Genomic DNA, 20,646 nt, shown 5'->3' with positions numbered 1-20,646 from the left:
TCCCGAGGTCCCAGGGGGAGGGTCGCATGCCGTCCTCCTCGACGAGGGGGTCACTCCGCCTCGGGGGCCGCCGGGGCCTCGGGGGAGCCCGGGACGGGGGCCTCGGGACGGAGGACGACCGGAGTGCCGTCGGCCAGGCGAGACTGTCCGCTGGTGATCACGACGGCCTCCTCGGGCAGGCCGCCCTCGACCTCGATCATCCCGTCCCGCTCGGCTCCGGTGACGACCTGCAACTCCCTGGCGAACCCGCCCTCTCCCGACGGCTCAAAGAGGAACAGCTTGACCACGCCGGCGAACCGGACGACCGCCTCGATCGGCACGAGCGTGGCGTGGTCCTCCCGATCGGTCACGATCCTCGCCTTGGCGAAGCCGCCGGGGCGGAGGGTCAGGTCGGGGTTGGGGACCTCGGATTCGACCTCGAAGGTCCGGCTCACCGGGTCGACCGCCGGGTTGATCCGGGAGACGGTTCCGTCGAAGGACCTCCCCGGGAAGGCCGCCACCGAGAGGGTGACCGGCTGTCCCTCGGCCACTTCGGCCACAAACCGCTCAGGGACGCTGGCCCGCAGCCGGAGCGGGTGCTCCAGGATGAGGTCGAACACCGAGTCTCCCGGCCGGATGAGCTGCCCCTCCGAGACATGCCGGCGCCGAATCGCATAGCGGACCTGGCCGACCTCCGGGACGCCCGGCGGCAGGGCCGAGGGGGTCGGCGCCGCGATCGTCATCTCGTGCAGCGCCTCCTCCGCCTGCTGGAGGGAGACGTGGCTGGAGAGGGCGTTGGCCACCACCGTCCGGGCGGTCACGATCGCGTTGTCCAGGGCGGCCAGGGCGATCCGATGCTCGCTCTCGGCGTCCTGCAGCTCCTGCACGGTCCCCGCCCCGCGCTGGGCGAGCTGACGCTGACGATTCAGCCGCGTCTCGGCCTGTTCGAGCGTCGCCCGGGCCTGCTGGATCGAGGGGATCTCGAGGATGATCCTCGTCACCTCCTCGTTCGAGAGGATCTCCTCCGAGACGCCGTAGCGCGTGGTGAATTGCCTCGCCTGCTCGGCGGTGATGCCAAGCCGGACGATCTCGGCGAGCAGCCGAGACCGGGCCTCATCGACCGCGAGCTTCGCGTCCACCGGGTCGAGCTCGACGAGCGGCTCTCCCGGGGAGACCCGGTCGCCGACGTCGTGGCGGACGATCAGCACCCGGCCGGTCTGCTTCGAGCCGATCGTCACCTCTTCCCAGCCGTGAAGGGTCCCGACGACCTCGATCGCCCGCTCGACCGGCTGGACGACCGCCTCGGCGGTGGTGACCACCACCGGCCTGGGCTCCTGATCGGAGGCCTCGGCCTCCCGATCGGCCGCCCCGCCGCATCCCGAGGTCGCCAGCGCGCATCCCCCTATCAGGAGGACCGCGGCCGGCCTCGCCATCGCGTGTCGCATCGCCATCGGAATCACGACGCCCCCGGGGGGGCCTCCCGTTCGGGGCCGGTTTCCCGCTCGGCTCCCCTCGGCGAGGCAAAGCCGAGGAGCAGGTCCTCAACCAAGCGACGCCCGAGCCCCGGCCCCAGGTTCGCGCCCTGGTACAAGTAATCCGTCGTGTAGAAGGTGATCAGCCCCTGGACGGCGGCAACGCACCGCCCCGCCCGCTCGGCGGGGACGATCCCGGCCCGGACCAGCCCCTGGATCGCCTCGGTGAGCAGCTCCGCGAGCCGACCACCGTAGAGGGCCACCTCCGACGAGAGTCCCGGCGCGTTCGGCCCGAAGAACAGGCCGTAGACGAACCGGGCGCGATCGGGCTCCTCCCGGCAGAAGGCGAAGTGCGACTCGATCTGATCGGCCAACCGGCTGACCGGGTCGCCAGGGCGGTCGAGAATCGCCCGCTGCTCGTCGATCAGCCGGCGCATGGGCACGGTCAGAAGGGCCTGCGCCAACCCTTCCTTGTTCCCGAAATGGTAGTACAGCGTCGGCTTGGTGACCCCCGCCGCCTCGACGATCTCCCGAACCGACGTCGCGTCGTACCCCCGGGCCGCGAACAACCGCGCCGCCACCCGGAGAATCTCCCGGGCCGCGTCGCTGGCGGACTCCCCGATCGGCGGCGTCGGTCCGTTCGGATTCACGCTCGGATCCAGGCGTTTTGGGTCGTATACCGAACGGTAGGTAGTATCCGGTCGCTCGGGGGATCCGTCAAGCCCGGCCGTCCCGGATCGGGGGGAGCCGGCTGGCATCGGCTCGGGGAGGTCGGTTAGGCTCGATCCGCTTCCCTCGCCGGACGAGTCGAATCGCCTGCGCGTTTCCCGGATGCGCCTGACCGTTCGCCGGAACCCGGCGCCCGCCGACATGCCGGCCAAAAAAGGAGCCGATCTTCCTGGCCGGCGAAGGGAACTTCCCCGGGAGCCTTGCGCGCAGGCCCGATCGCTCAGGACGTGCCGCTTGGTCCCGCCTGGGGGGGAAGGCAACGCTGGGCGCCGGGCCTGGCCGTCGGATTGGGAGAGTGTCCGAGGCCTCCTCCTCGGCAGGGAGTCGCCTCCTCCGGTCCGATCGCTCGTCGAGTCGTTCCTGCCCCTCGGATCTCACCTTCGGAGTCTGACCCATGCTGACCGTCCGCGCCTCGGTCCGATGGTTCGCTGTGCTGATGTCGCTGCCCCCGATCGCCGCGATCGGGCAATCCCCTGCCCCGGCGCCGGTCCCCGACAACGAGCTGATCGAGGAGCTGGCCTCGGCTCCCCGAGAGAATCCGGCTCGGGTGGCCCGGCTCAAGGCACTCTACGAGCAGGCCGGCGCGCCGGCCGATGCGATCGAGCTTCAGGCCGTCCCCGGCCGACGGGAGGGCGACCCCCTGCTGCACAACGTCATCGTCACCAAGCCGGGAGCAACCGACGCCGTGATTGTCGTCGGCGGCCATCTGGACAAGGTGGGGGTCGGGGACGGGATCATTGATGACTGGTCCGGGGCCTGCATGGCCTCGAACCTGTATCAGGCGATCAAGGATGTGCCCACGACGCACACCTTTGTGTTCCTGGGATTCGCTTACGAGGAGCAGGGGCTTGTCGGCTCCTCGCTCTACGTCGATCAGCTCGGAGACGCCGGAGTGGACCGGATCCGGGCGATGGTGAACCTGGAGGTTCTCGGAGCCGGCGGGCCGTTCCTCTGGGAAAACGGCTCGAACGACGCCCTGGAGGCGATCGCCCATCGTGTCGCCGAGGCGAACGACCTTCCCCTGGAGGGCCACGTCATCCGGGGAGTCGGCGCCGACTCGATGCCCTTCGAGCGAGCGGGAATCCCGACCATCACCTTCGACGGTCTGCCGCTCGACCGTTTCGAGCTCATCCACTCGGAGAAGGACCGCTTCGAGAACGTCGACCAGGAGACCTATGTCCGGACCTACGCTCTGGTCCTCTCGTACCTCCTAGCGCTGGATCGATCCGACGAGATCCCCGGCCACGCCGAGGTCGGCGACGATCGACGGCTCAGGGACCCCGACCGAGAGTGAGCGTCGCGACGCTGGGCGATTCATCGCATCGCCCCCTTGAATCGAACCACGCCCGCCGGGGGGATGGTCCCCCGACGGGCGTCGAGCGATCGCTTTGGCTCGACTCGATGCTCAGGGGCAGGTCAGGCAGGTGGGCACCGCCACCGGCACCATCGAGCAGACGGTGACCGGCACCGGCCGGGCGACCACCCGGGGAACGCAGCGTTGGACCGTGACCGGGACCTCCTCTCGAACCGTCACGGGCACCTGTCGCTCGGCGGTCTCGGTGACGTAGCGGACCTGCTGGACCGGGACGCGCTCGACACGTTCCTCGGCGACGTACCGGCAGGTGGTCACCGGGATGCGCTCGACCCGCTCCTCCGCCACATAGCGGCAGGTCTGCACCTGGTACGGCTCGACACGTTCCTCGGCGACGTATCGGCACGTGGTCACCGGAATGCGCTCGACCCGCTCCTCCGCCACATAGCGGCAGGTCTGCACCTGGTACGGCTCGACACGTTCCTCGGCGACGTACCGGCAGGTGGTCACCGGGATGCGCTCGACCCGCTCCTCCGCCACATAGCGGCAGGTCTGGACGGGGATCTCCTGCACCCGGGTCTCGGCGACATACTTGGTCTCGGAAACCGTCCGGACGACCGGCTTCGAGACGAAGACCCGCCGGGCGACGGTTCGGGGCGGGCACTGCACGGCGACCGTCGCGAACGCCCGCTTCTTGTGGTGGAGCAGGCCGCCGAGCAGGCCCCGGGGCTCCTCGCATGGGTCGCACGACGCGACCGCGACCGGCACCCGACGCTGCACGATCGGGCCGGGCACGACCTCCAGTTGCGTTTCGTACGCCCCACACTCCTCGACAACCTGACGCTGGGTGACGACCGGCCGCAAGACCCGATAGGTCCGCTGCACGGTGCTCGTCTCGATCACCGGCTTCATGACGGTGTAGCGTCGCTCGTGTTCGGCCGTCTCGTAGACCGGCTTCATGACGGTGTAGCGTCGCTCGCGCTGCTGGGTCTCGATCACCGGCTTCATGACGGTGTAGCGTCGCTCGTGTTCGGCCGTCTCGTAGACCGGCTTCATGACGGTGTAGCGTCGCTCGCGCTGCTGGGTCTCGATCACCGGCTTCATGACGGTGTAGCGTCGCTCGTGTTCGGCCGTCTCGTAGACCGGCTTCATGACGGTGTAGCGTCGCTCCTGCTCGACCGTCTCGACGATCGGCCGCTGGACCTGGTACTGCTCGGTCCGGTAGGCCGTGCGGTAGCGGGTCTGCATCACCGTGGTCGGCTGGACCTCGTAGACCGTCTCGTACACGGTCTTCATCACCGTCTCGTACCGGGGGGCCATGGCCACCACGTCGACGGTCTGGACCACCGGCGCGGCGCAGATCCGGTACGACGCCGCGCCGCAATACGTGGCCCCGGCCGGGGCCACGGTCCCGAGTACGAGCAGGGCCAGCGCGGCGAGCCGCGTCACTCCCTGGCTCTTGGACATGATTGATACCTCCGAGCCGACTCGCGGCTCTCCTCGCTGGTGCATAACTCGTTCGGCGATTCCTCGGGGCGGAGGCGGGACGTCCCCGTCCCCGGGGCGTCTCCAACACCTGCGACCGATCGCCCCCGGAACCGCTCCACCGGTTCGCTCGGACGATCCCGCAGACATCTCCACTTCACTATAACATGGGCAACCTGGATCGGCCGGTAAAACCGCAGGCACTTCTCGCGCCCCAAACCCAAAGATCCTCCCAATCCTCCCGATCAACCCAACCGGATCGACGAACATGACGAGCCCGATCGCATCGTCCCGGGTCGATTCGGTTCAAGATGAGTCAGCAAATGGAGTGCCTCGGTGCCGAGATCGGAAACCATTCGCCGGAAGCGCTTCCATTGGATCGGATTCTGGCGATCAGTCCGTCGGGGCGACGCTCGGGAATGTCAGAATGACACGCGAGCTCTGAAGAATCGGGACTGATCGCGCGGCCCGATGTCATCAGAAGCGGAAGCGGTCCCGTGGTCGCTCAGGGACGAGGCGGGAGGACTTGAGGGCCTCGATCCCAGCGCGGAGGAGCGCTCGATCCTCTCCAGGTTGGCCTCCCGCTGGGGCAGGTCGGATCTGACCCGATCAAACGGCGGCCGGCTGGTCCTCAGGGGCCGAGAGACGTTTCGTCGGCGGGAACGGAGGCCTATTCCTCGCGGCCTAGAGTTCCGTTTTTTTGGCACCGTGGCCGGTATTCTTGAAAAGTTATGCTTGCGATCGATCCGAATTCTGCTTTATACTGAGAATCGGCGATGATGCCTGATTCTGTCGATCGAAGTCTCGGTTTCCCCGAAGACAGGGAGGCCTTTGACAGGAGGGCGCTGCGATGCCGCGATCCCAGCGAGGAATGGTTTCCCTCCGTTTCGAGCGGGTCCCGTTCCGTCTCGGCGCTGATGGCCTCCCCCCCGAGCGCTGCCCGAATTGCTCCGGCCATCTGGACTATGTGCAGCCGGATCAATTCGACCCGGATCGGCTGATCGGGACGTGCGGCAATTGCCGAGATTGGTACCTCGTCGAGATTTCCTCCGAGGAGGAGACGGTGGAGTTTCTCGAACTGCCGAGCCGATCGGCCCGGAGCGGGTCCGTGCTGACGACGCGATGGCCCGAATCGGTCGAGTCTCGATCCGTCCCGGCCGGGTCCTGATCCCCTCACGATCGCCGCGTTCGGCTTCCCTTCTTCCGAGGCTTGGGCGGGCCCGAGGGCCGTCTCGACGGCGGGGAGCCCGGCCGTCCCGAAGGACGAGGGCGAGGGCCTCTCGCCTCGGGGGAGGGCAGCTCGGAGGGCAGTTCCTCGCTCAGGACCAGGTCCAGCTCGCGACGGTCCACATCGACGCGCCAGATCCGCACCTCCACGCGGTCGCCGAGCCGGAACCGGCGGCCTCGGCGGCGGCCGGTCAGGGAGTGCGTCTCCCGCTCCAGGTCATAGTAGTCGCTCTGCAGGCTGGCCAGGTGGACGAGCCCCTCGACGGGTAGCTCGATCAACTGGCAGAAAAAGCCAAAATCCTCGACCCCGATGATGACCGCGTGGTAGACCTGGCCGATCCGATCGGCCAGGTAGGTCAGCAGCTTGATCTTGATCAGCTCCTGCTCGGCCGATTCCGCCCGGCGCTCGGTTCTCGAGCAGTGCTCGGCCAGCGCGACCAGCTCGTCCACGTCCTCCTTCGGACGCTTGCCGGCCAAGGCGGCGAGCAGGGCGCGGTGGACCTGGAGGTCGGGATAGCGTCGGATCGGCGAGGTGAAGTGGCAGTAGTCCTCGCTCGCCAGCGCATAGTGGCCGGCCCGCTCGGCGGTATACTGCGCCCGCTTGAGGCTCCGGAGCAGGCCGAAGTGCACGGCGTAGCGCTCCGGCTGGTCCCTCGATTCGTCGAGCACCCGTTGCAGCTCGAACCGGCTCTGCGCGCTCTCGATGGGATACCCGAGGCTTCGAGCGAACTCGGCGAACTCGCGGAGCTTCTCCGGCTGCGGGTCGTCGTGCCCCCGCCTCAGGAAGTCGAGGCCCCGGCCGGTGAGAAACTCGGCGACGGCCTCGTTGGCCGCGAGCATGAACTCCTCGATCACCTGATGGCTCTCGTCGTCCTTGGCGAGGTGAGCGCCAACGACCTCTCCCTGCTCCCCCAACTCCACCTCCACTTCCGGCATCGTCAGCTCCAGCGCCCCCCGGGCGAACCGCCGCTTACGCAGGGTCATCGCCAGGGAGAGCATCCGGGAGAGCAGCGCCCGGATCTCGGGGGAGACCCCCTCGATGGGGCGATCGGGGTTCATCATCGCGTCATACGCTTGCTCGTAGGAGAAGCGGTGGTCGACCCGAATGGCTGACCGGACGAACCGGGAGTCGGTGCGGATTCCCTCCTCGTTGAACTCGATCAGGGCGCTGACGGCGTACCGGGTTTTCCCTTGCTGGAGGCTGGCGAGGCTGTTGGAGAGGATCTCCGGCAGCATGGGCACGACGCGATCGGGCAGGTAGACGCTGTTGCCGCGCAGCCGGGCCGCCCGGTCGAGGTCGGAGCCCCGGGGGACGAAGTGCGCCACGTCGGCGATGTGGACGCCAAGCTCCCAGTAGCCGCGATCATCCCTCGACAGGGAGATGGCGTCGTCGAAGTCCCGGGCGGTGGCGGGGTCGATGGTGACGGTGAGCAGATCGCGGAGGTCGAGTCTCCCCTGCAGGTCGTCCTCGTGGAACGTCCTGGCCTGCTCCCGGGCTTCCCGGAGGACGTTCTCGTCGAACTCCTCGGGGATGTTGTGGGCGCGGAGGACCATCAGGGTGTCCACGCCGGGCCGGCCCCGGGGCCCGAGAACCTCGGTGATGACCCCCTCCCCCTCCAGGTCGGGGGACGGGAAGCGGACCATTTCCAGCACGACCTTGTCGCCGGGTCGGGCCCCCTTGGCGCCGGGGTCTCCGACGTAGATCGGCTCTCGGAAGGTGGATTTGTCCACCCGGACGAAGCCCTGGCCGTCGTCCTCGAAATAGGTGCCGACGAAGACGCCGGAGGCGCGTTCGACAACCTGCAGAATTTTCCCCTCGTGGTTCATGCCCGGCGTCCGGGAGCGCCGGGTGATCTTCACGGCGACCTCGTCGCCGGAGGAGGCGTCTCCGGTGTACTTCTCGGGGATGAAGATGTGATCGGCCCGATCGGTGACTCCCTTCGGCCGGACGAAGCCGAACCCCTTGGCTGACCGCCGGAAGGTGCCGAGGATCGCTCCCGGTGAGGCCTTTCGGGCGGCCTCGGCCGCCCGTTCCAGCGTCTTGTCTCGGTTGACGACGAGAGCCCCGCGCTTGACCAGCCGCTTGACAGCCTTGCGGAAGTCGGGGTAGTCGGCGGCCGGGATGCCGAACTCCCGGGAGAGGGCCTTGACGGTTGTGGGCGAGTAGTCGGGCCGGGAGAGGGCGCCGAGCACCCTGGCTTCGTAATCCGGGGTCGCCATCGCCGCGTCCTCCGATCGGAAAAAGGCCCCCCGGATCCCGTGCCGCGGTGCGAGCCGTGCCGGAGGCGGGCGGTCAGGGCTGGAATCCCCCGTCGTCGTCGGGGACGGGGGAGGCCCCCTTGAACAGGCGACGGCCGAGATTGGGGTCGAAGGAGGTCCAGGTCGACCCGGCGGCGGGATCCTCCCGGATCTGCCGGGAAAAGGCGTGGACCTTGGCGTCGAGGTTGTCGAGGTAATGCAGCGCGATCGCCTCGGGGGTCATCGGCGGCTTCGGGCTACCGAACTCCGCCGGCCCGTGGTGGCTGACGATCATGTGCTTGAGCCGCAGGAGCGTCTCCTCTGGGAACGGCTCCCCGGTCAGGTCGGCGGTCCTCTTCACCTTCTCGGCCAGCAGCTCGCCCCCCAGCACGATGTGGCCGACAAGCTGCCCTTGGTCGGTGTAGCCGAACGCCCGGTGGTAGTCGAGTTCCTGGATCTTGCCCGCGTCGTGCAGGAAGATCCCCAGCATCAGCAGGTCTCGGTTGAGATCCGGGTACAGCGGAGCGATCCGGTCGGCCACCTCCAGCAGCGTGAGCACGTGTTCGAGTAGACCCCCCTGGTACGCGTGGTGCACGCGCACGCCGGCCGGGGCGGCGGTGAATTTCGAGAGGAACTCGTCGTCGATCAGGAAGCACTCGGCCAGCGCCCGAAGGTGCGGGTCGGAAACGCCCATCAGCAACTGGCGAAGCCTCGCGGTCATCTCCGCCGCTCCCCGGGCGGCTCGGGGAAGGAACTCGCCCGGGTCCAGGCCCTCGGCCGAGGTCGGCTCGATCTGGGAGAGGATCAGTTGGGCCGCCCCCTGGAAGATCTGAACCTTGCCCCGGGCCCGGAGGTAGTCCCCCGCGTCGAAGGAGCGCGCCTGCTCCTCGGTCGCGTTCCAGAGCCGGGCGCCGATGGTCCCCGAGCGGTCCCTCAGGTCGAGGTGTAAGTAAAGTTGCCCCTGGCGGTTGGAGCGGAGCTGCTTCTCGGCGACGAGGAACACCTCATCGACCGCCTCGCCGTTGGCGAGCTGCTTGACGTAACGACGGGTCATCATGCGGGCGGCCGGCTCGGGCGTCGGGTCGAGGGTAGGATCGGGACCCGTGTCACAAGACCCGGAGCGGGTCTGGCGAGGTCGGGAGGTGCGATTCTAGGCCCGGCGCGACCGGAGGGTCAAGCCGGGCCGAAGGGCACCTCCAGCCCGGCCGCTCCTGGGATCGCGGTCGCCATACCCTCCGGCCGATGTTCGGAACGAACCCGAGTGCCCGCCCCCCGGACGAGGAGGTCGGGACGGTCGGCAGCCTGTCCCCCCTCCCCTCCTCAGGGGATGGGTCAGATCCCCCGCATCGCTCGACGGGCCGCCAGCCGGGCGGCGAGCCCGCCTCCCGGTCGGACCCGAGACTCGGTCAGGGCTTTCGTCTCGATCGGCAGACGCCGGCTCGCCCGAGCCGCCGCGATCCGACTGGCGAGGGTCGCTCGCTGAGGCGCTCGATCCAGAACCGGATTCGTCCCGCTCAGAGAGGAAACCGAGGTCGCCGTCCCGGTCGGCGTCTGGAACGCGGGGTAGGGGAATGGCTGGTCCGTCGGGCTGGCGATCGTGATGACCCCGGCCGGAGGCAGCCCGAGGCCCGAGTCGGCGACCAGTTGGGGCAGCTCGAGATCGGAGGAGGGGCCCGCATCCTCCTCGCTGATCTCCTGGATCTCATTGAGCGGATCGATCACCACCCCGACATAGTACGGGGATCCCGTATCCGGCAGCACGACCGGCTGGTCGGCGACGAGCCTCACCACATTCGGCGGGTCGGTGAGGTTCGCGTCCCCCGGAACGAAGCCCTTCGTCGGGGCCAGGGACAGCGCCGGGATGTTCTCGACAGTGAAGGTACCCAAAATGATGTCGCCCGGCCCGAAGTTCCGGTCCTGCGAGGCGACAATCTGGACCGTCACCGGGCCCTGGAGGTTGGTCGAGGCGGCGCCGAAGTTGGCGACCTTCACTTCGGGACGGATCGTATCCCCCGGGTTCATCACCGGAGGCAGGCCGAGGGCGATGGCCCGTACTTCGGGGAGGTCGGGGACGATCGTGACGGCGTCGGCGGGTCGGAAGAAGTTATTCGTCCGGTCGTAGTCGCGGACCTGGTGGTTCGGGTCGACCTCGACGGTGAGGAACACGCTGCCGCCGGCATTCTGGAACCCGGGCGGCAGCGTCTCCGGCAGCGTGACTTCCCCGGTAACCCGGGCGAGGCGGTTCTGCGGGATCGCCGGCACGTTGATCGTCCCCAACAAGACGCGCTGGCCGAAGGGGGAGTGGATGCGGCTCGTTAGGTAGACGGCGACCTCGGTCTCGCCGGCGTCGGCGGTGCTGGTCGAGCCGGAGAACCGGTTCAGCGGCTCGGGGATGGAGCTCTGGCCGAGGTTGGCCACATCGACCGTCACCGCGAGTCGCCCGCCGAGGGAGGCGACCGGGCCGGTGAACGCGTCGGCCACGGCCAGGTCGGGGATCGAGAAGCCCAGCGACGAGTAGGCCAGCAGTTGCCGGCCCTCCAGCGCCTCCAGACAGGCCGGGATCGATCGGCGTCGGGTCTTCGCGGAGTTGCCCCGCCGCGGGTGTCGCTCGCTCATTGCAACCACCTCGTACTTCCCTGCGGCCGGGGGCGACGCGCCCCCGCCCCTTCCACGTGGTCGGAACGCTCGGAGTCGGCCCATTCGACGCGGCGGTTGCCCGGGCGGCGAGGCCGCGACGGGGCCGAAGGACGGATCTAGGCTCGCTCTTTGGTTCGTCCGACCGTTGGCGGGGACTTGGGGAGAAATGGCCGAGGGAATCGGGCCGGGGTCGTTTCGTATCAAGACGTTACGCAACACCGTCAGCGCCGGTCGGGGCGGTCGTCGCAGTCGGATCGCCGCTCCCGATCCTGCCGGGAACCGCTCCGACTCGGCGTCGATTCCAGTCGCACGTGACGAATCGCGCGGATCCCCGGCGGGATCTCCGGATCGATCCTCGCGCTTCCCGGGAATCCCGAGCGCCCGATCGTCGGGACGTCGGGCCTTCCCGAGCCGGATCGCGCAGGGCGATCGGCGACTGGCTCGATCGCCAGTCGATTGGGCTCGGCTGTGATCACCCGAGGGTCGAGAAGGGCGAAGTGTCAGCGCCTCGACTGCTTGACCTCGTCCTCGATCAGCTTGAAGAAGTCGTCGTCCTCGATCGGCTTGGCGGGCGGCGATGGAGGGAACGCGTCGGCGGGGGGACTGTCCGGGGCGGGGGAGCCGTCCGGAGCCGAAGGGTCGGGGGCTGGTTTCGAGCCAGCGATCGGCCCGGAGCGAGGGGATTCGGGGCGGGAGCGCAGCTTCGGGCGGCCCTCGTCGGAGAAGCCGGCCAGTTCCATCAGCGAGGTCGCTTTGCGGGACTCGGCCGACCGGATCGCCTCCTCTTCCTCAAGGATCTGCTGGCTATCGACGATCGAGGAGGCCGGCTCGTAGTCGAGGCGGAACAGGTGGGTGGCGATCGCCAACTCGTCGTCGGGCAGGATCGCCTGCTCGCGCTGGAGCTTCTGATTGTTGATCTTGGTGCCGTTGGTGCTGCCCAGGTCCCGGACGTTCCAGGTCCCGTTGGCGTAGGTGAGCATGCAGTGGCGGCCCGAGACGTTCTCGAAGTCGAGCCGGATGTCGCAGGACGGCCGGCGTCCGACGACCAGTTCCTTCTTCTTCAGCGGGATGGGGTCTCCGCCGCCGACGGGTTTCAGAAATCCCAGTCGATCGCGGTCCTGCATGATTCAGCACCTCCCGGCTCGTTGGCGAATCGGCCCGAGGGAGGGGCCGAGGCGCCTCGGCTGCGTTCGTGCAACTCGATTCAGGCTAACGGAGCGAGAAGACCGCAAGCAACCCCCCCGAGCGATCGCAGGTCCCGGGATCGGGGTTGGAGGGGAGGCAATCGGTCACTACCATGCCCTACGGCCTCGCCCCCGAGCCGGGACACGTCCCCTGAGGATCGTCCCGGCCCGCTCGAAGCGGTTCGACGAGCGTTCCCATGCCTCCGATCCCCGATCCCGCCGTGGTTTCCCCCGAAGGCGTCGCGATCCCGGTCGAGGGCCGCCGTCCGATCCTGGCCTGGCACTGGTCGTCCCCCGCCCCCCGGGGGGTCCTGGTCATCGCTCACGGGCTGGGAGAGCACGGCGGCCTCTACCGGTCGTTCGCCGAGTATCTTGTGCCCGCCACCGGAGTTGAGGTGCTGGCGATCGACTTCACCGGACACGGCCGGAGCCCCGGCCGCCGGGGGCACGTCGATCGGTACGACCGCCTGGTTGACGACCTCCTGTCGGCGCTGCGCTGGGCCTCCCGAACGCGCCCCGGACTGCCTCGATGCGTGCTGGGACATTCCAACGGGGGAGTGGTGGCGGCCCTCGCCCTGCTCCGAGAGCCGCGAGCGGCCGGCGGGCTGATCCTCTCCAACCCCGCCTTCCGGCTGAAGTATCGGCCCCCCCGACACAAGCTCGCCGTGGGGCATCTTCTCCGGATCGTCGCCCCTTGGATCACGCTGGGCGGCCCATTGCCTGTCGAGAGCCTGACCCGGGACCCCCTCTACCAGGTCCTGCTCCGGACCGATTCCCTCATGCACTCCCGGATCGGCGCCCCGCTGTTCTTCGGGATGAGGGACGGAGGCCGTCTGGCCCTGGATCGGGCCGAGGAGCTGACCCTTCCCCTGCTCCTGGTCATCGGGGCCGACGACCCAATCATCGACCCCGACTCCGGGCGCGCCTTCTTCCAACGGTTCGGAGGGCGGGAGAAGACCGCCCTCGACCTCCCCGGCGTCCTCCACGACCCGCTCTTCGACCAGGAGCGAGGGAGGGTCTACCGCGCTCTCGCCGACTGGCTGGCCGCGCTCGTCTCGGCAGCGGTCGGCGCCGAGGCCCGAGGAGTCTCGCTCCCGATCAGCGGCCTCGGCCGGTCTTGACCGGGTTGCCCCTGATCGGTCCGCTCGATCCGTCGCTGCCCCGAGCCGCCGACCGGGATCATTCCGACCGGGAGATCCGGGACACGATGAACCGGTGCGGCCCCGGGGCGAGGGCGCCCGGGAACTGGTAGTACTGGGCCGCCCCCGACTTTGGATCCACCAGGAACCCCGGTTCCTCCAGCACCTCGATCCGGGCTCGGCCGTCCCTCCCGTTCTCAGCCCGGACGATCGTCCAGGCCCGGGACGAGGCGCCGCCGTGCGAGACGATCATCGATTGGCCGGCCAGCGCTTCCGGGTCGGCAATCGGCCCTTCCGCCTCGAATCGGCCAAGGCCGGGCCCCGTCGAGTCGGGCACGGAGGCCCGGATCCTGCCTTCGGCCCGATTGTGCTCGACCCGACGACCCCGTTGCTCGGCGAACGTCCCGCCGGCCAGGAGGAGCTGGTCGTCTCGCACCCGGACCAGCAGGCCATCCGTCCGGAGCGGCTCCCCGTCGGTCAGCACCACCTCCCGGACGGATCCGGGGCTGGAATTGACGACCAGGTGCTCGATCCCGGCCGCCGTCTCCAGCACCACCAGGACGGTCCCCTCGGGAGACTCGACCCGGCCGACCCGCTTCAGGCCCGATCGTCCGGGGGGCTCATAGAGTGTGACGAAGGTCGAGGACAGCGGCTCCTCCGTCGCGGCCGACCGGCGGAGGATCAGTGTCCCCCGGGCGGCTCCCGAGGGGTCGGGAGACTCGGCCAGGAAGAGGGTTCCCGGGCCCGGGTCGAGCAAATGGAGGCGGACGAGCGGGCCTTCCGGGCCGACAAGGTCGGCCAGCGATGGGCCGTCGAGCGGCGCCTCCCGGAGGTCCCGGAAGGCGCCGAAGGCCTGGAGGAACCAGCGACCGTCCTCGGCCCGGGCATTCGGCAGGTAGATGAGCGACGCCGGCAGCAGCGTCCTCGGCCCCGGTTTGGTCGGCCGGGGGACCTCCCATCGGGCGGCCGACCCGGGGGGAGCATGGAAGAGCTGGTCGTGCTGATGCCCCCCCCGAACCTCGAAGACGCCCAGGGCGAACCGGGCCCGGTCGTCGTGGACGACCGCGATCGTGTGCCGGTAGCGGGAGCTGGTCGTCGGGTAGGCCCTCGGGTCGCTCATGGTGGCCACCTGGAGGTCCGGCTCGGCCGCGAAGAAGAGGATGTCACTGCCGGGCAGCGGCGTGCGCGCCTCGGCCGGCGACTCCCGCTGGTTCAGACCGTCGACGATCACCGCGTTGTGCGAGGCCGACGACCGCTCCCAACCGTCGGCCGAGGCCGGCAGGTCGTCCAGGTCGCCGAGCACCGTCCGGCCCCCGATCGCGAGCCGGATGGCGAGCCGATCGAACCGGGAGGTGTCGAAGTCGCCGTAGCCGCGCAGCTCCAGGTCGATCGCGTCGGGCCCCGCTCCCGCGGCCAGCCTGGCCAGTCCGGCGCCGCCGAGCAGCGTCGGGCGACGGTCGGGAGGGATCGGAGGCGTTGGCGGCCAGGAAACCTGGTGGATTTCCGCCTGCTCGGGGTCGAGGAGTGGCACCTCGGTTGCGCGTCGGGCCAGCGCGAGGATTGCCGAGACGCCCGCTCCCGGCGTCTCCGCCCCGTCTCCCAAGGCGACCGTCGGCGCCGGGGACCGCTCCGATCCGGGTCCAACCGGCCTCGGCTCGACGGCCTTCCCTTCGCCGAGCCCCGGCACGAGTCCCCGAAACCAGCCGTCGAGCAGGGCGACGACGCGACGATGCGCGTCGGGGTCGGCCGACCGCCAGTGCCCGTCGTGGTAGAAGCCGCGGCGGGCCAGGCCGTCGAGGGTGCTCAGGCCCGCTTCCGTCAATCGGGCGTCTCCCAGCAGGTGGCCGACGGCCAGCAGGCCCCGGGCGGCGTAGATTGACCGCTCGTCGTGCGGATCGGGATGGCCGAGCAGGAAGCGGGCCGAGGCCCGGAGCAGGTCCTCCTCGATTGTTGTTCTCGGGGAGGGGTCCTCCAACAGCCTCCCGGCCTCGTCGATCGCCGGGTCGTCCCGGAGGATCGCGTAGGCGATCAGCAGGTTCATCGGGACGTTCAGGGCGCCGGAGCGGTCCCACTTGGCCGATCGGAATTGCTCCCGGTAGGGGGGACGCAGGTCGGCCGGCTGAAGGTACTTCGGCTGCCCCGGCTGGTCGTAATGGACCGCGAAGGCCGGATAAACCTGGGCGAACCGGAGCAGGATCACCGCCGCGAGGGCCGCCCGCTTCGGATCGCGACGGGCCGGGAGTGTGTCCCGATGGGAAACGGCGGAATACAAGGCGAATCGGGCGAGGAAGGTCCGCTTCAGGTCATCCCGCTTGGCGTCCAGGTAGATCCGCTCGCCGGGATACCGGGCCCGGGGGGCCTCGACGAGGTGGTAGGGGTACTGGTGGAAGACGCCCGGGAGGACCTCGATCCGGTCGGCCGGGACCGCGTTCTCGACCTTGGCCGGGATCTGGTCATTCGGGAAGGTCGCCTCGCATTGCCGGCAGGTCAGGGTTTCCGGCGTCGTCACGGACCAGGAGAGGGCGTCGTCGGCCTCGGTCGCGTCGCAGGAGGGGCACCTCGTGTGGTGGAAGCCGGCTTGCTCGGGGACGAGGTCGGCCACCGCCGCCGGTTCCATCGCGAGCAGCGCCTCGACGTCGGGGTCGGCCCAGAATTCCTCCTGCCAACTCGGCGGCAGACTGAACCCGGCGAACGGGTCGAAGCGGGCCGAGGCGAGGGCCTGGGCGGAGACGGTCGGGGTGAGGCAGGCGATCATCGCGAACACCGATCCGGTGATCGCGGCGGCCCGTCTCGGGCCGGGAGGGGAGCGATCGGGGAGGGGCATGGGCGGGGTCCTTCCCGGGGTCGTCGGCCCGACCGGCGGGGCCAGTCGGGCCGGGGCGTCGAGGGGGCGGCCGGCGGCCCCCCGATCCTGCTGGCGTCCAGGTCGCGATCAGCCGACGGGGATGAGCTCCGCGTCGCGACGGCCCTCGATCAGCTCGTAGAGCTGGACCGGGCCGACCAGTTCGCCGGGGCCGAGGCGGACCATCGGCTGTCGGCGGCGGGCCTCCTCCAACTCCTCGTGGGCGTGGTGCGAACAATACACGCCGTAATTCTTCAGCTCGCGCTGGGTTCCGTCGGTCCAGTCGGCCGCGACCTTGTACACCGCAGGCTCATCGCAGCCCTCAACGTCGCAAACCGGCGTATAGTGATACGGTCGATCGTGGCCCATCGAAAGGGTCCTCGTCCAGACGAGCAGAAGGCCGCGGAGCTCCCCGGTCCTCCGCCGGGCCGCTCCCCGCGGCGATGGGGCAGGTGGCAAGACGTGATGGAGCGGTCCCCATCATCCCGGATTGTATGTCGTCTCCGCCTCGCTCCCAAGACCGGCTGGGCCGGATTCCCGGGAGCCCGCCGAGGCGAGGGGAGGTTTCCCTGATGCTGCGTCGATCTCGGCTCCCTCTGCTCGCCCTGAGCCTCGCTCTGGCGGCCCAGACCACCGAGCGCCTCCTGGGGCAGGTTGTGCCTCCCCCGGCGATCGAGACCCAGGGGGTGCCCACGATCCCTCGGGAGCTGGAACGCGCCCTGGCCTCCTACCGGACGGTCCCCGGCTACGGCTTCGGCGGCTGGCTGGGGGGGCGCCGCGAGCTTTTGATCCGGGCCGGCGCGGTCCCGGCGGGCCAGGTGTTCAGCGTGGTGACTCCCGGGGCGCCGCCGCACCAGTTGACGAACATCGCCGGACGGGTCCTGGGGCTCCAGGCCCGCCCGGGGCGCAACCAGTTCGCCCTGCTCTACGACGAGGGCGGCAACGAGGCCGTCCAGATCGCGCTCGTCGATACCTCCTCGGGCCGCGTCTCCCGGCTCAGCGACGGCCGATCCCGGAACGGCTCCCCCCGCTGGAGCCCGGACGGCCGCCTCCTCGCCTTCGCCTCCGACGCCCGAGACGCGAAGGACTTCGACCTCTACCTGATCGATCCCGACGGCGAGGCCGGCGCCGCTCCCCGCCTCCTGGCCCGGCTCCAGGGGCTGGCCACGGTCGAAGACTGGTCCCCCGACGGCTCCCGGATCGCGGTGCTGGAGGTCGACGTGACCCAGGGCATCCGCGTCCTGTCGGTTGACGTGGCGACGGGCGAGTCCCGTGTCCTGCTTCCGGGACCGAACTGGCGAGGCATGCACAGCCCGGCCGACCCTCGCTTCACGCCCGACGGCGAGGCGATGATTCTCAGCCTCTACGACGGGGGCGAGTTCCGCCGCCTGGCCCGGCTCGACCTCGACTCCCGAGCCGTCTCGATCCTGACCGCCGAGGCCGCCGCCGACGTCGAGTCGTTCGCCCTTTCCGACGATGGGGCCATGATCGCCGTCACCGTTCACGACGACGGCTACTCGTCGCTCCGCATCCTTGACGCCGAGACCGGCCGGGAACTGGGGAGGCCCGCGATCCCCGAGGGTCAGATCACCGACCTGACCTTCCGCCCCGGCTCCACCGAGGTGGCCTTCAACCTGGAGACGCCCGTCGAGCCGTCCCAGGTCTATTCCCTCATCATCCCCTCCGGCGTGCTGGTCCGGTGGACCCGGGGCGTCCCCCCCGGCTCCGGCTTCGAGCCTCCTCGCCCGCCGGATCGCTTCCGGTTCGAGTCGTTCGACGGTCGATCGATTCCCGCCTTCGTCTACCGCCCCGATCCGGAGCGGTTCCCCGGCCCCCGCCCCGTGCTGATCGACCTGCACGGCGGCCCTCAGGCCCAGGCGAGGCCCTCCTTCCTCGGCCCGGAGGCGTACCTCGTCACTGAGCTTGGCCTGGCGCTGGTCGTGCCCAACGTTCGGGGATCGAGCGGCTATGGTCTCTCCTACCTCCGGCTCGACGACCGGGACCGCCGCGAGGACGCCGTCCGGGACGTCGGCGCCCTGCTCGACTGGGTGGCGGAGCAGCCCGACCTGGACGCGGACCGGGTCGCCGTTCGGGGAGGCTCCTACGGCGGCTACCTCGTGCTCGCCGCGCTCTCCCGGTTCGGCGACCGGATCGCCGCCGGCATCGACATCGCCGGCATCTCCGACTTCGGGACGTTCATGAGCGATCAGCCCGCCCTGCGGCTCGACCTGCTCCGCCTCGAATTCGGAGACGAGCGCGATCCCGGCACCCGCCTCCTCTTCGAGGAGATCTCGCCGCTCCGCCGGGCCGACCGGATCGTCTCCCCGCTGCTGGTCGTCCAGGGCCGCAACGATCCTCGCGTCCCCGAGGCCGAGGCCCGGCAGATCGTCGACGCCGTTCGAGGCAACGGCGTCCCGGTCTGGTACGTGCTCGCCCGCAACGAGGGGCACGGCTTCTCCCGGGTCGAGAACCTGGAGTACCTCCGGGCCGTCGAGGCCCGCTTCCTCATCGAGCACCTGAGGAGGCAACGCTCGGCCCCCTCCCGGGCGAATTCCGCCGGCCAAGAGTGAGCGGGGTGGTTGGCTCGTCCCCGGGGGCCTCGGCCGGGACGTACTCGAAGACGAGGAATCGTTCCTCCCGAGACATCCCCGAGTCGAACACGCCCTGGTTGACCGGATACTCCCGGACATCCCGCAGCCGGAACCGCCGGCCCAGGCCGTCGAGCCAGGCCGAGAGCTCGGCGTCCTCCCCCGGATCATCGTTGTAGACGACCACCCGGAGCGGCCGATCCTCCGAGACGAGATCGAGCCGAGGACGAGCCGGGTCCCGACCGTCGGGCAGGTACAAGGCCCGGTACGACAGGTACAGCTCCAGCCGGCCGATCCTCCAGTAGTACCCGTCGAACGTCGTCCCCCGCATTGCCCGGGCACAGCCAACCTCGGCCCCCCGGGAAACCTCGGGCCAGAACCAACGCGCGAAGTCCCTCGAGCGCTGATCGGAGATCGTCCGGTACGGCATCGCGAGATCCCCGACGGCGATCACCGCCCCGACCAGCCCGAGCCCGGCCATCGCCAGCCGCAGCGCCAACCGCCGGCGTCTCGTGTCGGAGACCTGATCGATCAACGCTCCGCCGCCGACTCCGATCAACAGGCAGAGCGCCGGCGCCGCGTGCTGCATCGTCCGGGCCGACCCGCCATACGGGTATCTCCCCAGGAACGCGGCCAGCAGCGTCAGGCCGATCGGAGCCAGGAGCAGGGCGACCAGCCCTCCCCTGCCCTTCCGGAGCAGCGTCGCGATGCCGACCATCGCCAGCGCGGACGAGACCAGGCTTGCCCCCCGCTCTCCTCCGATCGGGTAGCCGAACGCGGCTCCCGCGTGCGTCGCCACCAGCCAGCCGATCAGCCGGATCGGGTTGTCGAGGGGAGGGAATTCGTCGGCCCAGTATCCCTGCCGGTAGGTCGTCCCCACCGCTCGACTCTGTGCCCCCGTACTCAGCAGGTACAGCGCCGAGAACGCGATCGGCACCATCGCCAGGTACACCAGCCAGGCCCGGATCGTCCCCCTTCCCGGCTCCCGTCTCGCCTGGGTCCAGACCATCGGCGAGAGGGCCAGCGCGATTCCCCCCGCCACGAACGCCGACGGGTGAGAACAGGCCATCGCGATGGGAGCCGCCAGCACCAGTCCCCAGAGCGATCGGCTCCGCTCCGGCTCCGGTCTTCGGAGCCATTCCAGGGCCAGGGCGAGCAGGACCAGGGCCGCCAGCAGGTCGAAGGCATACGGCTTCACCTCCCCCCCATGCCGGATCGGCGCGAAGGAGACGGCGAACACCGCCGCCGCCAGCAGCGCGGGCAGTCCCCCAACCGCCCTCTGGGCGACCCGGCAGAACAGCGGCACCGAGGCGACGGCGCAGAGCGTCGGCGCCAGCCGGAGCGACCAGGTGGACGCCCCGAGCCACTCCACCGCGGCCCGCTCCATCCCCAGGAATCCGATCGGTGCCACCTGGAAGAACGCGAGCGGCCCGGCCAGCTCGGCGAACCCCCGGCCGAGGACGTTGACGGCGATCATCGCCTCGTCCCCCCAGAGCGGCCGGTCGGTCAGATACCGGACGAGCCGAAGGGTCACGCCGGCCGCGGCGACGATCGCCAATCCCCGGGAGATCGCCGTCGAGGACCAGAGGTTCGCGTGGGGAGAGCCATCCCTCTTTTCCGTTCGAGCGGCCCGGAACCGGGCACTCGGACGGTCGGAACCGGCCCGGATTCCCTCCTCGGACGTCCTCTCCACCGCCGTCCTCCTCGATCCCAGCGCAGGCGGAAACTCCCCGGCCGCCGCGATTGGCCCGGGCCCGCGAGGCGCTCTCCTCTACCCGAATCGGGCGGATCGTGCAGCCCGAATTCTCCCCGGC

General features: G+C 69.9%; 14 protein-coding genes. 4 read left to right on the top strand and 10 right to left on the bottom strand.

Features of this window, described 5'->3' with window-relative positions; all coding sequences use genetic code 11:
- Positions 1-50: 50 nt before the first annotated feature.
- Positions 51-1,424 carry an efflux RND transporter periplasmic adaptor subunit gene (locus TsocGM_RS11140; RefSeq protein WP_126725455.1) on the bottom strand — a complete coding sequence of 458 codons (1,374 nt, stop codon included), beginning with the start codon at positions 1,422-1,424 and terminating at the stop codon, positions 51-53.
- Between the two features lie 11 nt (positions 1,425-1,435).
- Positions 1,436-2,101, bottom strand: coding sequence for a TetR/AcrR family transcriptional regulator (locus TsocGM_RS11135; protein ID WP_233578745.1), 666 nt, complete (start codon positions 2,099-2,101; stop codon positions 1,436-1,438).
- 473 nt (positions 2,102-2,574) lie between these two features.
- On the opposite strand from TsocGM_RS11135, the gene TsocGM_RS11130 reads away from it, so the two are divergent.
- Positions 2,575-3,474: a M28 family metallopeptidase gene (locus tag TsocGM_RS11130; RefSeq protein WP_126725439.1), complete on the top strand. Its 900-nt coding sequence runs from the start codon at positions 2,575-2,577 to the stop codon at positions 3,472-3,474.
- 111 nt (positions 3,475-3,585) lie between these two features.
- Here TsocGM_RS11130 and TsocGM_RS28110 read toward each other — a convergent pair whose 3' ends face one another.
- Positions 3,586-4,959 carry a hypothetical protein gene (locus TsocGM_RS28110; protein ID WP_449342995.1) on the bottom strand — a complete coding sequence of 458 codons (1,374 nt, stop codon included), beginning with the start codon at positions 4,957-4,959 and terminating at the stop codon, positions 3,586-3,588.
- A gap of 868 nt (positions 4,960-5,827) precedes the next feature.
- On the opposite strand from TsocGM_RS28110, the gene TsocGM_RS11115 reads away from it, so the two are divergent.
- Positions 5,828-6,145, top strand: a complete 318-nt coding sequence (locus TsocGM_RS11115) for a hypothetical protein (protein ID WP_126725437.1) — start codon at positions 5,828-5,830, stop codon at positions 6,143-6,145.
- Positions 6,146-6,150: 5 nt separating this feature from the next.
- Here the strand turns inward: TsocGM_RS11115 and rnr are convergent, their stop codons facing one another.
- The 4 genes from rnr to TsocGM_RS11095 form a co-directional block, all read right to left on the bottom strand.
- On the bottom strand, positions 6,151-8,424 hold the full coding sequence (gene rnr, locus TsocGM_RS11110) for a ribonuclease R (RefSeq protein ID WP_126725436.1): 2,274 nt from the start codon (positions 8,422-8,424) through the stop codon (positions 6,151-6,153).
- Positions 8,425-8,497: 73 nt separating this feature from the next.
- Positions 8,498-9,499, bottom strand: coding sequence for a 3'-5' exoribonuclease YhaM family protein (locus tag TsocGM_RS11105; RefSeq protein WP_233578743.1), 1,002 nt, complete (start codon positions 9,497-9,499; stop codon positions 8,498-8,500).
- A gap of 275 nt (positions 9,500-9,774) precedes the next feature.
- Positions 9,775-11,058 (bottom strand): hypothetical protein, encoded by a 1,284-nt coding sequence (locus tag TsocGM_RS11100; RefSeq protein ID WP_126725435.1) that lies wholly within the window; start codon positions 11,056-11,058, stop codon positions 9,775-9,777.
- A 521-nt stretch (positions 11,059-11,579) separates the two neighbouring features.
- Positions 11,580-12,203 carry an FHA domain-containing protein gene (locus TsocGM_RS11095; protein ID WP_126725434.1) on the bottom strand — a complete coding sequence of 208 codons (624 nt, stop codon included), beginning with the start codon at positions 12,201-12,203 and terminating at the stop codon, positions 11,580-11,582.
- A 257-nt stretch (positions 12,204-12,460) separates the two neighbouring features.
- Between TsocGM_RS11095 and TsocGM_RS11090 the strand changes: the two genes are divergently transcribed.
- The gene (locus tag TsocGM_RS11090) at positions 12,461-13,384 is read left to right on the top strand and encodes an alpha/beta hydrolase (protein WP_126725433.1); all 924 of its coding nucleotides are present in this window, start codon (positions 12,461-12,463) and stop codon (positions 13,382-13,384) included.
- 58 nt (positions 13,385-13,442) lie between these two features.
- Here the strand turns inward: TsocGM_RS11090 and TsocGM_RS11085 are convergent, their stop codons facing one another.
- Together TsocGM_RS11085 and TsocGM_RS11080 are read right to left on the bottom strand one after the other, a co-directional pair.
- On the bottom strand, positions 13,443-16,226 hold the full coding sequence (locus TsocGM_RS11085; RefSeq protein WP_126725432.1) for a hypothetical protein: 2,784 nt from the start codon (positions 16,224-16,226) through the stop codon (positions 13,443-13,445).
- A gap of 108 nt (positions 16,227-16,334) precedes the next feature.
- Entirely contained in the window at positions 16,335-16,613 is a 279-nt protein-coding gene (locus TsocGM_RS11080) for a hypothetical protein (RefSeq protein WP_126725431.1), read from the bottom strand.
- A 203-nt stretch (positions 16,614-16,816) separates the two neighbouring features.
- On the opposite strand from TsocGM_RS11080, the gene TsocGM_RS11075 reads away from it, so the two are divergent.
- Positions 16,817-18,814, top strand: a complete 1,998-nt coding sequence (locus TsocGM_RS11075) for a S9 family peptidase (protein WP_126725430.1) — start codon at positions 16,817-16,819, stop codon at positions 18,812-18,814.
- Here the strand turns inward: TsocGM_RS11075 and TsocGM_RS11070 are convergent.
- Complete coding sequence (locus TsocGM_RS11070; RefSeq protein WP_126725429.1) at positions 18,750-20,525, bottom strand: hypothetical protein; 1,776 nt, start codon at positions 20,523-20,525, stop codon at positions 18,750-18,752. The genes TsocGM_RS11075 and TsocGM_RS11070 overlap by 65 nt on opposite strands.
- Between the last annotated feature and the right edge of the window lie 121 nt (positions 20,526-20,646).

The sequence above is a fragment of the Tautonia sociabilis genome, assembly GCF_003977685.1.
In the GTDB taxonomy this organism is placed as follows: Bacteria; Planctomycetota; Planctomycetia; order Isosphaerales; family Isosphaeraceae; genus Tautonia; species Tautonia sociabilis.
The sequence above is the reverse complement of the archived record's forward strand: the minus strand, read 5'-3'. Positions and strand labels throughout refer to the sequence as shown.

Coding starts and splice junctions, on each gene's coding strand:
- TsocGM_RS11075 (WP_126725430.1), top strand. CDS start 16,817: ATGCTGCGTCGATCTCGGCTCCCTCTGCTCGCCCTGAGCCTCGCTCTG.
- TsocGM_RS11090 (WP_126725433.1), top strand. CDS start 12,461: ATGCCTCCGATCCCCGATCCCGCCGTGGTTTCCCCCGAAGGCGTCGCG.
- TsocGM_RS28110 (WP_449342995.1), bottom strand. CDS start 4,959: ATGTCCAAGAGCCAGGGAGTGACGCGGCTCGCCGCGCTGGCCCTGCTC.
- TsocGM_RS11130 (WP_126725439.1), top strand. CDS start 2,575: ATGCTGACCGTCCGCGCCTCGGTCCGATGGTTCGCTGTGCTGATGTCG.
- TsocGM_RS11080 (WP_126725431.1), bottom strand. CDS start 16,613: ATGGGCCACGATCGACCGTATCACTATACGCCGGTTTGCGACGTTGAG.
- TsocGM_RS11140 (WP_126725455.1), bottom strand. CDS start 1,424: ATGCGACACGCGATGGCGAGGCCGGCCGCGGTCCTCCTGATAGGGGGA.
- TsocGM_RS11100 (WP_126725435.1), bottom strand. CDS start 11,058: ATGAGCGAGCGACACCCGCGGCGGGGCAACTCCGCGAAGACCCGACGC.
- rnr (WP_126725436.1), bottom strand. CDS start 8,424: ATGGCGACCCCGGATTACGAAGCCAGGGTGCTCGGCGCCCTCTCCCGG.
- TsocGM_RS11115 (WP_126725437.1), top strand. CDS start 5,828: ATGCCGCGATCCCAGCGAGGAATGGTTTCCCTCCGTTTCGAGCGGGTC.
- TsocGM_RS11085 (WP_126725432.1), bottom strand. CDS start 16,226: ATGCCCCTCCCCGATCGCTCCCCTCCCGGCCCGAGACGGGCCGCCGCG.
- TsocGM_RS11095 (WP_126725434.1), bottom strand. CDS start 12,203: ATGCAGGACCGCGATCGACTGGGATTTCTGAAACCCGTCGGCGGCGGA.
- TsocGM_RS11105 (WP_233578743.1), bottom strand. CDS start 9,499: ATGATGACCCGTCGTTACGTCAAGCAGCTCGCCAACGGCGAGGCGGTC.